Raw genomic sequence first — 15,966 nt, forward strand, 5'->3', positions numbered from 1 at the left:
ACACGCGCACGGTGTCCACCGCGCGCCGATCGATCTCTTCCCAACGCAGTTCCGACACGGCGTCTCCTTTGATCGCTGCGAGGTCGCATCCGCTCACCTCGACACAAATGTTATAAACAGATGTTGCTTGTCACGTGAAAGCGTGTCAAGATCACACTTAACATCACACGGAGGAAGACCTCCGGCCCCATTCGAATGGGGAGAGCGCCGAGGCTCGGGAGCGTACCCGCGTCTTCGGTGACGACGAGTACGGGAGCAAAGATGCGCGCGATTGTCTTCACAGACGAAGGGGCCCTCGCCCTCGAGAACCGAGACCGGCCCGAGCCCGGTTACAAAGAGATCCTCATCCAGACGGCGGCCGTGGGGATCTGCGGGACGGACACTCATGTGTTCGACGGGGAGTTCGAGGGGACGATCTTCCCCCTCGTGCCCGGACACGAAGCGACCGGCACCATCGTCGCGCTCGGCGACGGCGTCAACTCCGGCGTCTTCGACTTCGCCGTCGGCGACCACGTGGCGGTGAACCCCAGCACCACGTGCGGCGAGTGCGAGTACTGTCTGAACGGCCATCAGAACCTCTGCCGGTTCTGGAACGGACTCGGCGTGGTGGCTTCGGACGGTGCATCCCAGGAGTACTTCACTGCGCCGGCGAGCAACGTCTACAAGCTCAAGCCCGAAACCGACCTCTATGAAGCCGCGCTCATCGAGCCCCTGGCGTGCGCCATCCGCGGCTGGGACGTGCTGCCCCGGCGACTCGGCGACCACGTGCTCGTCTACGGCGCCGGCACGATGGGATTGCTCATGGCGCAGCTGGCGACGAAGGCGGGCGCCGCCACCGTCACGATCATCGATCTGAATTCGGAGAGGCTCAAGACGGCGCAGGAGTGCGGCATCGCCCTCCGCTACACCTCGGCAGACGACGCCGACCGCGAGAAGTGGGACGTCGTGATCGACTGCACGGGAAACATCCGCGCGATCGAAGACGCGCTCACGCGCGTCAAGCCCGCAGGCTTCTTTCAGGACTTCGGTGTCGCACCGGCCGACAAGACCGCGCAGTTCTCTCCTTTCCGCGTCTATCGGGATGAGATCTCGATCGTCGGGACGATGGCGGTGCTGAACTCCTTCGGCCGCGCGGTCGAACTGTTCGAGGCCGGGGCGATCAACGCGACCGCGATGATCAGTCATTCCTTCACCCTCGACGACTACTCCCAGGCGCTGGAGATGTTCCGCAAGGGCGAAGGGCGCAAGCTCCAGATCCGTCCCAACGACACCGAGTCGCGGGTGCTCCTGTGAGCGACACGACCGCACGCGCGAAGGCAGGCCGCAGCGGCTCGTCGCGGAAAGCGATGTGGATCTGGATCGCTGTCGGGGTCCTCGTGGTCGTCGGCATGGCGCTCGGAACGCGGGTCGTCGCGGCGGATGATCCGCTGGCGCAGGGTGCCGTGGAATTCGACGCGGAGACCTTCGGCGCGGAGACCTTCCCGACCGTCCAGTCCGATATCGTCGCGCAGGCCGTGGAGGCACAGGAACTCGCCGAAGCTATCGCCGCCGACCCGGAGGCCGCCGCGGCGGAATACGCCGTCGAGAGTTCGGGGGGACCCGTCTTCAGCGTGACCTTCACCGGAGTCGTCGGAGAAGGGCAGTCCGGAATCTATGAGGTCGACGTCGAAGGAGTGCCGGACGATCTTCTGATCCGCCTACAGACCGGTCCGGCGATCAACGGCACCGAGCTGCGCGATGCGACCGGGGAGATCACGTTCGGGCAGTTCACCAACCAGATCGACTATCAGAATGCCGGGTCCGCGCTCAATGAGGAGATGAAGGCCGCCGTGCTGGCCGATATCGACTCGGAGGCGCTGACCGGCGAGACGATCACGGTCACCGGAGCGTTCACGCTCATCAACCCCGAGTCGTGGTTGGTGACCCCGGTGGAGGTGTCGGTGTCATGAGCCGTGAGGCCGACTACGACCACGTCGTGCTGGAAGCACGCGACATCGTCAAGACGTACGGCGGAACCCGCGCCCTCAAGGGGGTCAATTTCGAGATCCGGCGGGGGACCGTCACGACCCTCTTCGGAGAGAACGGCGCCGGCAAGTCCACCCTCATGAAGATCCTCTCCGGCGTGGAGCAGCCGACGTCGGGACAGATCGTCCTGGACGGGAAGCCGGTGACGTTCGCCTCCACCAACGAGGCCCGCGACCGGGGCATCTCGATCATCCATCAGGAGCTCAGCCTCGCGCCGAATCTCTCCGTGCGGGACAACATCTTCATGGGGAGGGAGATCCGCGGTCCTCTGGGCGTCGACTACGCCGAGGAGACGCGTCAGACGCAGGCGCTGCTCGATGAGATGCAGCTGCCGATCGCACCGGACACGCTCGTGCACGATCTGCGGGTCGGTCAACAGCAGATCGTCGAGATCGCCCGCGCCCTGTCGGTGAACTCCCGCATCCTGATCATGGACGAGCCGACGTCGGCTCTCGCCGCGGCAGAGGTGGAGGTGCTCTTCGGCATCATCCGCGATCTCCTCGCCCGCGGAGTCGCGATCGTGTACATCTCGCACCATCTCGAAGAAGCGCTCGAGGTCACCGACCACGCGGTGGTGCTCCGAGACGGCACGATGACGGCGCGCGACGAGCGAGCCAACATCGACCTCGAGTGGATCGTGCGGAACATGGTCGGCGAGAACTTCGATCTCGGGTCGCCACCGACCGGATACGAGTTCGGCAAGGCGATCCTGCAGGTCAGAGACCTCACCGTCGTCGACCCGGAGAACCCCGAGCGCGCGATCGTGAATCGGTTGAGTCTCGACGTGCGCAAGGGTGAGATCGTCTGCATCTACGGGCTGATGGGCGCCGGACGCACCGAGCTGCTCGAGGCGATCGCCGGAAAGGAAGAGGTCGCGGAGGGTGACGTTCTGCTGGACGGCGCGTCGCTGGCGCCACTGTCGATCGCCGAGCGCATCGACGCCGGCGTCGGGCTGGTCCCGGAGGACCGGCAGCGCGACGGCCTCGTCCAGACCTTCGATGTGGGGACGAATCTCACGCTGGCGAGTCTGACGCGGAGCCTCTCGCGCGGCATGCTCTCCCGTCGGCGCGAGAAGGAGCGGGCGCGGGATCTCATCCAGACCGTGACGGTCAAGACCTCCGGCCCGGATCAGCTGATCGGAGCGCTGTCCGGAGGCAACCAGCAGAAGGTCGTGATCGGCAAGATCATCGCCACCGAGCCTCGCGTCATGCTCCTCGACGAGCCCAGCCGAGGAATCGACGTCGGTGCGAAAGGCGAGGTCTTCCGACTCCTCGCCGATCGCGCACGAGACGGCCTCGCCGTCATCTACTCCACTTCAGAGGTGGGCGAGTGCCTCAGCATCGCCCACCGGATCATCGTGATGCGCCGCGGCCGGATCTCGGCAGAGTTCGGTCCCGACGCCACCAAGGACATGATCATGGCCGCCTCCGGCGAGTCCGTGGCCGCATAGAGAGTCCAGAACGGATCGGACAATGACGACGACAACCACCACCACCATCCTCGCCAAGCGCAAGGAATTCTCGCTGGCGAAGCTGCTCCTGGAGGGGCGGGCGTTCCTCGCTCTCATCCTCATCATCGTGGTGTTCTCCCTCCTCTCTCCCAACTACCTCACGGTGGAGAACCTGCTGATCATGGCGTCGCACGTCGCCATCTACGCACTGCTGGGCATGGGGATGCTCATGGTGATCCTCAACGGGGGCATCGACCTCTCGGTCGGGTCGACCCTCGGCTTCTCGGCCGTGATCGGAGGCTTCCTCCTGCAAGGGGTGCCGATCAACATCTTCGGCGTGATCCTCTTTCCGAGCGTTCCGGTGGTCGTCCTCCTGTCCGTCGGTGTCGGCGCGCTGGTCGGGCTCGTCAACGGCATCCTCGTCGCGCGATTCAAGGTGGCTCCGTTCGTGGCGACGCTCGGGATGCTCTACGTCGTGCGCGGACTCGCCCTCCTCATGACCAACGGACTGACGATCAACGACCTGGACGGCGATCCGGCTCTCGGGAACACCGGTTTCGCGTGGCTCGGATTCAACCGCATTCTGGGGATCCCGATCGGCGTCATCATCATGGGCATCGTCGCGATCGTGCTGGGCTACGTTCTCGGCCGCACGCGATTCGGCCGGTGGCTCTACGCCTCCGGGGGAAACGAGCGGGCAGCCGAGCTGTCCGGTGTCCCGGTCCGTCGTGTGAAGGTCTCGGTCTACGTGATCTCCGGCATGTGCGCCGCGGTCGCGGGCCTCATCCTGGCGTCGACGCTGACGAGCGCGAGCCCGACCGCGGGAAACACCTACGAGCTCACGGCGATCGCTGCCGTGGTGATCGGCGGCGCCGCCCTCTCCGGCGGCCGCGGCAACATCCGGGGAACGCTGCTCGGAGCCTTCGTGATCGGCTTCCTCGCCGACGGGCTCGTGATCGTGGGGGTCTCCGCCTACTGGCAGATGGTCTTCATGGGAGCGGTCATCGTCGTGGCGGTCCTGCTGAACACCCTGCAGTACGGTCGCCGGCGCCGCCCGGCCGCACCCTCGAACCCGGCGTCGCCCCCGTCCCCGACGGGTCCGTCGGCGCCGTCCTCGTCGGGAGAGGCCCAGCCGGCCACCGCCGGACGCTCCTCCTGACCGCACCATCCCGGCATCGAGCACGCTGTCGGGTCACCAAGAAAGGACGATCCATGTTTCGCAAGAAGGTCATCGCCGCCCTCGCTGCGGGTGCACTCGCGCTGGGCGTGAGCGCATGCTCTTCCGGAGAACCGGCCGATTCATCGGGCGCGGCGGAGGAGGGTGAGGCCGGTGGTCTCATCACGATCATCGTGAACGATCCCGCCAACCCCTACTGGAAGACCGAGGGCGACGTTGCGCAGGCGACCGCGGAAGAGCTCGGATACGAAGCGACGGTCGGAGCCCACAACGGCGACACCAACACGGAGAACTCGCTGATCGACACGGCGATCTCGAACCAGTCCGCCGCAATCATCCTCGACCCGGCGAACGCCGACGGCTCCGTCGCCGCCGTGCAGAAGGCCACGGATGCCGGCATCCCGGTGTTCCTGGTCAACGCGGAGATCAACGAGTCGGGAATCGCGCTGGCCCAGCTCGTCTCCAACAACTCGCAGGGTGCCGCCATCGGAGCTCAGGAGTGGGTTGCGCAGATGGAGGAGGCGGGCAACTACGTGGAGCTGTTCGGCGCACCGTCGGACAACAACGCGCAGACGCGATCGAATGGGTTCTCGACCGTCATCACGCAATACCCCGATCTCGTCGAGGTCGGTGAAGAGGTCGCCAACTGGGACCGCACCGAGGGACGGAACAAGATGCAGGCCCTCATGCAGGCCAACTCCGACATCAACGGCGTGATCTCCGGAAACGACGAGATGGCTCTGGGCGCGATCGCTGCGCTTCAGGAGGCGGGCCAGCTCGACGGCGTGGTCGTCGGCGGCTTCGACGGTTCTCCCGACGCCGTCGCCGCGGTCGAGGCCGGAGAGATGGCCTACACCGTCCTGCAGCCGGTGGCTGTCTTCTCCGAGGAGGCAGTGCGGCTCGCGGACGAGTACATCCGCACCGGTGAGGCCCCCGAGACCGAGAAGCAGTCCTTCGACTGCATCCTCATCACCGCCGACAACGTCGCGAACATGACGGGGCCCTTCACCTACTCCGGCTGAGCCGGATCCGGACCGGTCGCGCGCTCCCGCGCGGCCCGTGGGGGCGGTGCCCGCCGGCATCCGCCCCCACACCACGAACGAAAGACATCATGAGCTACGTCCTCAACACTTCCGAAGGCTTCGCCGACGAATCCGCCGCGGGCTTCGTCTCCGTGCATCGATCACTGGTGCGACGGGTTCCGGGCGGCGTCGCACGCCGCACCCGGACGCCTGCCGGAAACGTCGCCGTCGTCATCGGCGGCGGCTCCGGTCACTACCCCGCCTTCGCGGGCCTCGTCGGCGAGGGTCTTGCTCACGCAGCTGCCATGGGGAATGTCTTCGCCTCGCCGAGCACCCAGCAGATCTGCTCCGTCGCCCGGTCGGTCGCCACGGATGCCGGTGTGCTGCTGTCATACGGCAACTACGCCGGAGACGTGCTGAACTTCGACCTCGCGCAGCAGCGACTGATCGACGAGGGAATCCCCTGCCGCACCGTGAGGGTGACCGATGACGTCTGCAGCGCGCCTTCCAGCGAGGCGCACAAGAGGCGCGGGATCGCCGGCGACCTGGCGGTGTTCCGGGCAGCCGGCTGGGCGTCGGCGCAGGGGTTCGATCTCGACACGGTCGCCGGCATCGCCGCGCGTGCCAATGCGCGCACTCGTTCTCTCGGCGTCGCCTTCTCGGGCTGTACCTTGCCGGGAGCCGACGCTCCGCTCTTCACGGTGCCAGAGGGCCAGATGGCCGTGGGTATGGGCATCCACGGGGAACCGGGACTCGAGGTGCGACCGCTCGGAACGGCAGATGAGATCGCGCGACTCCTCGTCGAGGGTCTGCTCGCCGATGCGCCGGACGATCACGGCACGCGCGTCGCCGTCATCGTCAACGGCCTCGGCTCCGTGAAGGCGGAGGAGCTGTTCGTCGTGTACGGCGCGGTGGAGCGGCTCCTGGACGAGGCGGGGCTCATCGTCATCGAGCCGGAGGTGGGCGAGTACGCCACGAGCTTCGAGATGGCGGGGGTCTCCCTCACCCTGACGTGGCTCGACGAGGAACTCGAAGCGGCATGGCGCTCGCCCGCCTACACGCCCGCGTACCGCAAGGGTGCCGTCGAGACGTCCGGCACCGAGGCCGTCCTCGAGAATGACGCGGCGATCGAGCAGTCGATCGCCGCGGGAACCGCTGAATCCGCTGAGGCGGGTGTACGGGTGGTCGCCGCGATCGCCGCCATCAAGGCGGTCATCGACCGTGAGGCGGACGAGCTGGGGCGTCTGGACGCCGTTGCCGGCGACGGTGACCATGGCATCGGAATGCAGCGCGGAGTGCGCGCGGCCGATGAAGCAGCGCGGGCGGCGTCGGAGAGCAGTGCCGGCGCGGGGGCGGTGCTGATCGCCGCGGGTGACGCGTGGGCCGACAAGGCCGGCGGCACATCCGGTGCCCTCTGGGGGGCGGCTCTCCGAGCGCTGGGGGCCACCATCGGCGATGTGTCCGCCCCGGCCGCCACCACCGTGGCAGCAGGTATCGAGGCTGCCCGCAAGGCGGTACAGGACTACGGGGGAGCCGAAGAGGGAGACAAGACCCTCGTCGATGCGCTGGTGCCGTTCGCGCACGAGCTGGCGGAGCAGACGGCGGAAGGTGCTGATCTGTTGACCGCATGGCGCCGCGCCGCGGGGGCCGCGACGGACGCCGCTCACCGCACGGCCGACCTGATTCCGCGCGTGGGGCGCGCGCGCCCGCACACGGAGAAGAGCCTCGGCACGCCCGACCCCGGCGCGATTTCGCTCGCCCTGGCCGTCACCGCCGTCGCCGACACGCTCGGCGATCACTGAGACCCGTCGAAAGGAATCCCATGCCTGAGAAGTGGCGCATCGTCGTCGGCTGTGACGACGCCGGATACGAGTACAAGGAGCAGCTGAAGGCCGACCTCGAGGCGGACCCGCGCGTCGCGTCCGTCGTCGACGTCGGTGTCGATGCCGACGGACACACGGCGTACCCGAAGGTCGCGGTCGCCGCCGCCGAGCGCATCCGTGACGGCGCAGCCGATCGCGCGCTCCTCGTGTGCGGCACCGGCCTCGGTGTGGCCATCGCTGCGAACAAGGTCGACGGCGTCCGTGCCGTCACCGCGCATGACGGCTTCAGCGTCGAGCGGGCCGTGCTCAGCAACAACGCCCAGGTGCTGGCCTTCGGCCAGCGCGTCATCGGCCTCGAGCTTGCTCGACGACTCGCACGCGAGTGGCTCGGCTACGTCTTCGACGAGACATCGCCGTCTGCTGCGAAGGTGGCCGCGATCAACGCCTACGAGCAGACGGGTACCTGTGGATGAGCCCGGCGCCGCAGCCTCCGCGCGACCCGTTCCGCGTGTTCTGGGGGTGAGCCTCAAGTCGTATCTGGGGGTGGAGCAATCGCGGCGGTGGGCGGCCGAGATCGCGCGGATCGCGCGCACGCATGCCGCCGTGCGATGCGGTGCCGTGGAGGTGTTCGTGCTCCCCTCACTCCCGGCGTTCCCGGGCGTGAGAGATGCACTGGTCAGGACGAAGGTGCGCGTCGGTGCACAGGACTTGCACACCGACGACCGTGGGGCGCACACCGGTGCCGTGAGCGGTGCAGATCTGCACGAGATCGGGTGCCGTCTCGTCGAGATCGGGCATGCCGAGCGTCGCACCGTCTTCGGCGAGGGCCCGGATGTCGCGCGCGCGAAGATGCGGGCCGCCGTGCGGAATCAGCTCACGCCGGTTCTGTGCATCGGCGAGCCCGAACGATCCGATCCCGCCGCGGCGGCTTCGCGCTGTCTCGAGCAGGTCCGGTCCATCCTGGCGGGTGTCGGCGAGATGACGGAGCTGCTCGTGGCCTACGAGCCCGAATGGGCGATCGGCCGACCGACACCCGCGCCGCCGGCCTACGTCCGTGAGGTCGCCGCGTTCCTGCGCGCCGGCATCACTCGAACCGGCGGAGGGACGCGACTGATCTACGGCGGAAGCGCCCAGCGAGGAACCCTCACCGAACTCTCCGGAGCGGTCGACGGGCTCTTCCTCGGTCGTTTCGCACACGACCCGGCGTCGTTCGCGGGCATCCTCGATGAGGCCGCCGCGCTATCGTGAGCTTGCAGGAGGAACGATGACCACCCCCGAGGGAGCTGCGGAGCCGAGCTCGCGGCAGGACCGCCAGGCTGCGCGTCAGAAGGCGATCACCGAGGCGGTCATGGCGGCGGGCGTCATACGTATCGAGCAGCTCGCGGAGCAGTTCGGCATCAGCGTCATGACCGTCCACCGAGATCTCGACGAGCTGGCGAGTCTGGGACTACTTCGGAAGAGCCGCGGAGTGGCGACGGCGATGGCCACGCCACTGGTCGAGTCGAGCGCCGTCTATCGCTCCAATCGCCAATCCGAGGAGAAGGAGGCGATCGCTCTCGCGGCGATGGACTTCATCGACCCCGGACAGGCGATCATGCTCGATGACAGCACGACCGTCATGCACATGGTCCCCCACCTGGTCGCGAAGAGGCCGCTGACGGTCATCACGAACACGCTCACCATCATGGAAGAGCTCCGAGGTGCCAACGACATAACGATGCTGGGGCTCGGCGGGCAGTACTACAACTGGTGCAGCGCCTTCATGGGGCGGATGACGACGTCGGCGATCGAGGCGATGCGCGCAGACGTCTTCCTCATGTCCACCGCCGCGGTCTCGGATGACATCGCCTTCCACCAGTCACTTGAGACTGTCGATGTGAAGGGGGCGATGTTCGAGGTCGCCAGTCGCCGCATCCTTCTCGTCGACCACACGAAGTTCGAGAAGCGCGCCCTCCACGCACTCTTCCCTCTGCGTCGGTTCGATGCGGTCATCGTCGACGCCGCAATGCCGAAGTCGGAGGTCGATCGGCTCCGCGACTCCGGGGTGAACATCGTGGTCGCGCGTCGCCAGCGCTGACGTCGTCGTCGGCGTCGTCGGAGATTCGCGCCGATGTCGGAGGATCCGGGCTGCATCCTCCGACATCGGGCCGATTCTCCGACATCCGGGGGCGGATGCCGGCGCGGCGCGGCGAGTCGGGTCAGGCCTGGGGGGTGAAGCGGCGCGGGGAGAAGGCGGATGCGACGACGGTGCGCAGCTGTTCCAGCGACGCGTCCGCGCCGAACCAGCCCTGGGCGCGCGCCTGAACCAGCACGTTGCCGATGGCCGTGGCTTCGACGGGTCCGGCGAGCACCGGCATTCCCGCACGGTCTGCGGTGCGCTGGCAGAGGAGGCGGTTGAGCGAACCGCCGCCGACGATGTGGATGGTCTCGACGTCGCGTCCGGCGAGGCGGGCGGCGTCGCGCACCGCACCGGCGAAGGCTTCGGCGAGGCTCTCGACGATCGCGCGCGCGAACGCCGCGCGCGTGGCGGGCACCGGACGGTCATGCTCGCGATACCAGTCCGCGATGCGCGCGGGCAGATCGCCCGGCGCCATGAACCGCGGGTCGTTCGCGTCGAAGAGGGCGACGGATGACGCCGGCACCTCGCCGGCGTCGGCCAGCAGCGTCGGCAGGTCGATGGGCTCACCAGACTCGCGCTCCCACTGCCGCACGGACTCGCTCAGCAGCCACAGCCCCATGACGTTGTGGAGGAACCGGACGCGGCCGTCGACCCCGCCCTCGTTCGTGAAGTTCGCCTCACGCGCGGAATCGGAGGTGACGGCGCTTTCGAGTTCCAGGCCGACGAGCCCCCAGGTGCCGCACGAGATGTACGCCGCGGTCGACGGATCGGTCATCGGAACGGCCACGACCGCCGACGCGGTGTCGTGCGACCCGACCGCGACGACGTCGAGCTCGGCACCGATCTCGGACGCCATCGCGGGGCGCAGGCGCCCGAGGGATGCGCCCGGGTCGACGAGGTCGGCGAAGAGGGCCCGGTCGAATCCCAGGGTGCCCATCAGGTCGGTGTCCCACGCTCCGTCGGTGACGCTGAGGAGGCCGGTGGTCGACGCGTTCGTGCGCTCGGCGGCGCGCACGCCGGTGAGCTGGAAGGCGAGCGCATCCGGCACCAGCAGGAGCGCATCCGCACCGCTCAGCGCGTCACCTTCGGCGGCGAGCTGGTAGAGCGTGTTGAACGGCAGGAACTGCAGGCCGTTGCGCCGGTAGAGATCCGCGGACGGCACCTTCGCGTGCACGGACTCGACACCGCTCTCGGTGCGCTCGTCGCGGTAGTGGAAGGGCTCGCCCAGCATCCGGTCGCCGCGGAACAGGGCGTAATCGACCGCCCACGAGTCGATGCCGACGCTTGCGATGCCGGCTTCGGCGCGCACCGCATCGGCGAGACCGCGCAGTGCGTGGGCGTGAAGCGCGGTGAGGTCCCAGTGGAGACCGGATGCGAGACGGACACCGCCGTTGGGGAAGCGCGCGACCTGCTCGAGCGCGAGGGTGCCTGCGGAGGCGTCCACGCGCCCGATCATGACGCGTCCGCTGGTGGCTCCGAGGTCGACCGCGGCGACCGCGCCGCCGGTCACGCGGCGGCTCCGTGGCGGCGGGCGGGATGCGTTTCGTCTCGGCGCTGCGCTGCTCGCTCAACGACCGGCAAGGCCTGGACCTGGTCTCGGTCGTTGAGCGAGCGGAGCGAGACGAAACGCTGGTGCCGGTCGTTGAGCGAGCGGAGCGAGACGAAACGCGCCGGGGTCGACGCGGACGTCATCGCAGGAACGCGGCGGCGACGCCGGAGTCGACCGGGATGTGCAGGCCCGTCGTGCGGGAGAGCTCGGGCCCGGTGAGCACGTAGACCGCGTCGGCGACGTTCTCGGGCACGACCTCGCGCTTGAGGATCGTGCGGTTGGCGTAGAACTGGCCGAGGTCCTCTTCGGCGACGCCGTAGGTGGCGGCACGGTTCGCGCCCCACCCGGAGGCGAAGATGCCCGATCCGCGGACGACGCCGTCGGGGTTGATCCCGTTCACGCGCACGCCGTGCTCGCCGAGCTCGACCGCGAGAAGTCGCACCTGGTGCGCCTGGTCGGCCTTGGTCGCGGAGTAGGCGATGTTGTTCGGGCCTGCGAACACGGAGTTCTTCGACGAGATGTAGATGATGTCGCCGCCGAGCTTCTGAGCGATGAGGATGCGCGCCGCGGCCTTCGACACCAGGAAGGAGCCCTTGGCCATGACATCGTGCTGCAGGTCCCAGTCCTTCTCGGTGGTCTCCAGCAGCGGCTTCGACAGCGACAGTCCGGCGTTGTTGACCACGAGGTCGACGCCGCCGAAGGCGAGCACCGCTTCGTCGAACGCGGCCTGGATCGCGTCGGCCTCGGCGACGTTGGCGGCCACGCCGATCGCGACGTCGGTGCTGCCGAGCTCCGCGGCGGCGGCCTGCGCCTTCTCGAGGTCGAGATCCGCGACGATCACGCACGCGCCCTCGGCAGCCAGACGGGTCGCGATGGCCTTGCCGATGCCGGATGCGGCGCCGGTGACGAACGCGACGCGGCCCTGGTGGCTCTTGGGCTTCGGCATGCGCTGCAGCTTGGCCTCTTCGAGGGCCCAGTACTCGATGCGGAACTTCTCCGCATCCGAGATCGGGGAGTAGGTCGACAGGGCCTCGGCGCCGCGCATCACGTTGATGGCGTTGATGTAGAACTCGCCCGCGACGCGCGCGGTCTGCTTGTTCGCGCCGAACGAGAACATCCCGACGCCCGGGACGAGCACGATGAGCGGGTCGGCGCCGCGGATCGCGGGTGACTCGGCGTCGGCGTGGGCCTCGTAGTAGGCGGTGTAGTCGGCGCGGTACTCCTCGTGCAGCTCGCCCAGGCGCGCGATGGCAGCGTCGACGGATGCGTCGGCAGGCAGGTCGAGGATCATCGGCTTGACCTTGGTGCGCAGGAAGTGGTCGGGGCAGCTCGTGCCGAGCTCGGCGAGGGCGGGTGCCTTCTCGGACGCGAGGAACTCCAGCACGACGTCGGCGTCGGTGAAATGCCCGACCATCGGCTTGTCGTGCGAGGCGATGCCGCGGATGGTCGGAGCCAGCGCGGCGGCCTTCGCGCGTCGCTCGGCCTCGGGCAGGGCGCCGAAGCCGGCGCGCTCGGCGCCGAAGGGCGCATCCGCACCGTGCTCGGCGATGTAGGCCGCGGCGGTGTCGATGATCCACAGCGAGTTCTTCTCGGACTCCTCGGAGGTGTCGCCCCACGCGGTGATGCCGTGGCCGCCGAGGATGCAGCCGACCGCCTGCGGGTTCTTCGCCTTGATCTCCGCGATGTCCAGCCCCAGCTGGAAGCCGGGGCGACGCCACGGTACCCACACGACCTTGTCGCCGAAGATGGTCGCCGTCAGCTGCTCGCCGTCGGCGGCGGTGGCGATCGCGATGCCCGAATCCGGGTGCAGGTGGTCGACGTGGGCGGCGTCGACCAGGCCGTGCATCGCCGTGTCGATCGAGGGAGCAGCGCCGCCCTTGCCGAACAGGCAGTGGTCGAAGGCCGCGACCATCTCATCCTCGCGCTCGAGGCCGGGGTAGACGTTCACGAGCGAGCGCATGCGGTCCAGGCGCAGCACCGCGAGACCCTTCTCCTGCAGCGTGCCGAGGTCGCCGCCGGACCCCTTCACCCACAGCAGCTCGACCGGCTCACCGGTGACCGGGTCGATCTCGGTGCCCTTTGCCGAGGTGTTCCCCCCGGCGTAGTTCGTGTTCTTCGGGTCGGCGCCCAAGCGGTTGGAACGGGCGATCAGGTCGGCCGCGGCGGGATTCGTCATGACGTTTCCTTCGTAGGGATCGTTCGGCTGCGGTTCCGCAGTCGTGAAGTGCGGGTTACGGGGTCGTCGCATCCGCAGAAAGCGACTGCGGAGCGCTGGTCGTGGGAGTCGTGCGGGTGGGGCGGGGATCGGGATCGGGATCGTGCGAGGCAAGGGCCAGGATGCGCGCGGCGAAGCGCTCGATCGACGGTTGCGCGGCTCCCTCTTCCGGGCGGTTGAGGTGCCCGTGCTGGGTGCCCGGCTCGGTGGAGCAGGCGACGTCGACGCGGGCGGCTCGCAGGGTCTGGGCGAACGCCTCGCCCGAGACGCGCAGTTCGTCGACCTCGTCGTTGATCATGATCGTGGGCGGGAAGCCGGCGAGCTCCGCTGCCGACGCCAGGCCGGGCGCGGCGTAGACATCGGCGGTCGACACCGGTGCGCCGAGGTAGTTCTCGTACATCGCGCTCACGACGTCGGGTCCGAATCTGTCGGCGTCGGGCTCGGCGTCGAGAGCTGCGCGCAACGCGTCGTCGGGCGCGGGTTGCACGGGGTGCAGCGTCGGATAGGCGAGCACAAGGAGCGGGGGTGTCTCGCCGCCGGCGTGCAGGGTCTTGAGGGTGGCCCCGGTGGCGAGATTCGCGCCCGCGCTCGCGCCGCCGAGCGCCCACGGGCCGGTCGTCAGATCGGATGCGGCCGCCCACGCGTACGCGAAGGCGACCTCCTCGCGCGCGACCGGGTACCGGAACGGCGGCGCCAGCCGATAGTCCACCGACACGACCGCGATGCCGAGCTCGGCGAACGCGCGCGCGACCCCGTCGGCCTCGGGCATGTCGAGGTCGCCGTGGGCGAACCCACCGCCGTGCGCCCACACCAGGCCGGCGGCTGCCGGTGCGGCGGGGACGTAGGTGCGCACGCGCAGCGGGCCGTGGGGCCCGTCGAGCACGCGGTCGGCGACGGTGGTCATCGGATCAGGCGCCCCAGCCGGCCTGCGTGCCGCCGACCCGCTCGGCGACGATCTTCTGCTGATACCCCGAGGCGGCATAGGCGGCCATCGGGTCGGCCGGCAGTCCCCGCGACTCGCGCCACTGCGCGAGCGCCGGACGCACGTCGGTGTAGAACGCATCCATGAACACGGCGTTGGCGGCGAGCACGTCGTTCGCGGCCTGCGCGGCGTCGAGGGCCTCCCGGTCGACGAGGAGCGCCCGGGCGGTCATCTCCTGCACGTTGAGAACGGAGCGGATCTGGCCGGGGATCTTGTCCTCGATGTTGTGGCACTGATCGAGCATGAAGGCCACGTCGGGGTTGTTCAGTCCCCCGCCGCGGATGACCTCGAACAGGATGCGGAACAGCTGGAAGGGGTCGGCTGCGCCGACGATCAGGTCGTCGTCGGCATAGAAGCGGGAGTTGAAGTCGAACGAGCCGAGCTTGCCGAGGCGCAGCAGCTGCATGACGATGAACTCGATGTTGGTGCCGGGCGCGTGGTGGCCGGTGTCGAGGCACACCATCGCCTTGTCGCCGAGCGTCGCGACCTGGGCGTACGAGGTTCCCCAGTCCGGAACATCGGTGTGGTAGAACGACGGCTCGAAGAACTTGTACTCCAGCACCAGGCGCTGGTCGTCGCCGAGGCGCGCGTAGATCTTCTGCAGCGAGTCGTTCAGGCGGTCCTGCCGGGCGCGCATGTCCATCTGGCCGGGATAGTTCGATCCCTCGGCGAGCCAGATCTTGAGGTCACGCGACCCGGTCGCATCCATGATGTCGATGCACTCGAGGTGGTGGTCGACCGCCTTCTGGCGGATGCGGTCGTCGTGGTGGGTGAGGGCGCCGAACTTGTAGTCCTCGTCCTGGAACGTATTGGAGTTGACCGTTCCGAGAGTGACCCCGAGGTCTTCGGCGTAGGAGCGCAGCTCGGCGTAGTCGTCGACGGTGTCCCACGGGATGTGGAGGGCGACCGACGGCGCCAGCGCGGTGTGCTTGTTGACCTGCGCGGCGTCGGCGATCTTCTCGCGCGGGTCGCGCGGCGTGCCTTCGGTGGTCCACACGCGGAAGCGGGTGCCGGAGTTGCCGAACGCCCAGCTGGGCAGCTCGATGCCCTGGCCTTCGAGCTGGGTGAGGATGTCGTCGGACAGCGTCGTCATGATGCAGTGCCTTCTTCGGTCGGAGCCGTGCCGGTGGCAGCGAGCTGGTCGTGCAGGTTGAAGATCTCGGTGAGGGGGGTGGCGGCCTGGTCGGGGCGACCGGAGAGGTCGACGAAGAATCGGGACATGTCGGCCTCCCATCGCGCGGCGACCTCGCTGCCGGCGAGGTAGGCCTGCGCCGCGTCGTCGTCGTCGGTCTCGTAGTAGCCCACGAGGCGGCCGCCCTCGGCGAGGAAGAGGGAGTAGTTGCGGCGCCCGGCGGCGGCGATCTCGACGAGCATCTCGGGCCAGACCGGAGAATGGCGGGCGATGTACTCGTCGAGGAGCTCGGGCTTGATCTGCAGTTCGAAGCAGACCCGCGTCGGGGTGTGGCTCGTCATCGAGTAGCGCTCCTCAGGCGTCTATGAATCGATTCAACGATAAGCCAGTGCCGCGTGATGCGCAAGTCCGCCGGAGGGTAGGCGTTGCGGGGCGGAGGCATGTCCCACTTTCGGTCGGCATGGCGGCTCTT

General features: G+C 68.5%; 14 protein-coding genes. 9 read left to right on the forward strand and 5 right to left on the reverse strand.

Annotated features, from left to right (window positions below; genetic code table 11):
• Nucleotides 1-261 precede the first annotated feature (261 nt).
• The 9 genes from ACGG9C_RS16675 to ACGG9C_RS16715 all read left to right on the forward strand — a co-directional run bounded on the left by ACGG9C_RS16675 (nt 262) and on the right by ACGG9C_RS16715 (nt 9,574).
• Complete coding sequence (locus ACGG9C_RS16675) at nt 262-1,293, forward strand: zinc-dependent alcohol dehydrogenase family protein (protein WP_194383890.1); 1,032 nt, start codon at nt 262-264, stop codon at nt 1,291-1,293.
• The gene (locus ACGG9C_RS16680; RefSeq protein ID WP_228480840.1) at nt 1,290-1,949 is read left to right on the forward strand and encodes a DUF2291 family protein; all 660 of its coding nucleotides are present in this window, start codon (nt 1,290-1,292) and stop codon (nt 1,947-1,949) included. The genes ACGG9C_RS16675 and ACGG9C_RS16680 overlap by 4 nt, the downstream gene beginning before the upstream one ends.
• On the forward strand, nt 1,946-3,475 hold the full coding sequence (locus ACGG9C_RS16685) for a sugar ABC transporter ATP-binding protein (protein ID WP_194383889.1): 1,530 nt from the start codon (nt 1,946-1,948) through the stop codon (nt 3,473-3,475). Before ACGG9C_RS16680 ends, ACGG9C_RS16685 begins: the two co-directional genes overlap by 4 nt.
• A gap of 22 nt (nt 3,476-3,497) precedes the next feature.
• Nucleotides 3,498-4,634, forward strand: a complete 1,137-nt coding sequence (locus ACGG9C_RS16690; RefSeq protein ID WP_194383888.1) for an ABC transporter permease — start codon at nt 3,498-3,500, stop codon at nt 4,632-4,634.
• A 53-nt stretch (nt 4,635-4,687) separates the two neighbouring features.
• Nucleotides 4,688-5,674 (forward strand): D-ribose ABC transporter substrate-binding protein, encoded by a 987-nt coding sequence (locus ACGG9C_RS16695; protein WP_194383887.1) that lies wholly within the window; start codon nt 4,688-4,690, stop codon nt 5,672-5,674.
• A gap of 89 nt (nt 5,675-5,763) precedes the next feature.
• Nucleotides 5,764-7,476: a dihydroxyacetone kinase family protein gene (locus ACGG9C_RS16700; RefSeq protein ID WP_194383886.1), complete on the forward strand. Its 1,713-nt coding sequence runs from the start codon at nt 5,764-5,766 to the stop codon at nt 7,474-7,476.
• 20 nt (nt 7,477-7,496) lie between these two features.
• A complete protein-coding gene (locus ACGG9C_RS16705; protein WP_194383885.1) occupies nt 7,497-7,970 on the forward strand; it encodes a ribose-5-phosphate isomerase in 474 nt (157 codons plus the stop codon).
• Nucleotides 7,963-8,745: a triose-phosphate isomerase family protein gene (locus tag ACGG9C_RS16710; RefSeq protein ID WP_194383884.1), complete on the forward strand. Its 783-nt coding sequence runs from the start codon at nt 7,963-7,965 to the stop codon at nt 8,743-8,745. Before ACGG9C_RS16705 ends, ACGG9C_RS16710 begins: the two co-directional genes overlap by 8 nt.
• Before the next feature lie 16 nt (nt 8,746-8,761).
• Nucleotides 8,762-9,574, forward strand: a complete 813-nt coding sequence (locus tag ACGG9C_RS16715) for a DeoR/GlpR family DNA-binding transcription regulator (RefSeq protein ID WP_194383883.1) — start codon at nt 8,762-8,764, stop codon at nt 9,572-9,574.
• Nucleotides 9,575-9,695: 121 nt separating this feature from the next.
• Here the strand turns inward: ACGG9C_RS16715 and ACGG9C_RS16720 are convergent, their stop codons facing one another.
• From ACGG9C_RS16720 to ACGG9C_RS16740, 5 genes are all read right to left on the reverse strand, one after another.
• On the reverse strand, nt 9,696-11,072 hold the full coding sequence (locus ACGG9C_RS16720) for a rhamnulokinase family protein (protein ID WP_228481134.1): 1,377 nt from the start codon (nt 11,070-11,072) through the stop codon (nt 9,696-9,698).
• 232 nt (nt 11,073-11,304) lie between these two features.
• Nucleotides 11,305-13,341: a bifunctional aldolase/short-chain dehydrogenase gene (locus ACGG9C_RS16725; protein ID WP_194383881.1), complete on the reverse strand. Its 2,037-nt coding sequence runs from the start codon at nt 13,339-13,341 to the stop codon at nt 11,305-11,307.
• Between the two features lie 55 nt (nt 13,342-13,396).
• Complete coding sequence (locus tag ACGG9C_RS16730; protein ID WP_071045021.1) at nt 13,397-14,284, reverse strand: alpha/beta hydrolase fold domain-containing protein; 888 nt, start codon at nt 14,282-14,284, stop codon at nt 13,397-13,399.
• A gap of 4 nt (nt 14,285-14,288) precedes the next feature.
• Nucleotides 14,289-15,455 (reverse strand): L-rhamnose isomerase, encoded by a 1,167-nt coding sequence (gene rhaI / locus ACGG9C_RS16735; protein ID WP_194383879.1) that lies wholly within the window; start codon nt 15,453-15,455, stop codon nt 14,289-14,291.
• The gene (locus ACGG9C_RS16740; RefSeq protein ID WP_194383878.1) at nt 15,452-15,835 is read right to left on the reverse strand and encodes an L-rhamnose mutarotase; all 384 of its coding nucleotides are present in this window, start codon (nt 15,833-15,835) and stop codon (nt 15,452-15,454) included. Before ACGG9C_RS16740 ends, rhaI begins: the two co-directional genes overlap by 4 nt.
• Nucleotides 15,836-15,966: the final 131 nt, after the last annotated feature.

It is taken from the genome of Microbacterium sp. MTN4-26, from assembly GCF_042846595.1.
In the GTDB taxonomy this organism is placed as follows: domain Bacteria; phylum Actinomycetota; class Actinomycetes; order Actinomycetales; family Microbacteriaceae; genus Microbacterium; species Microbacterium luteum.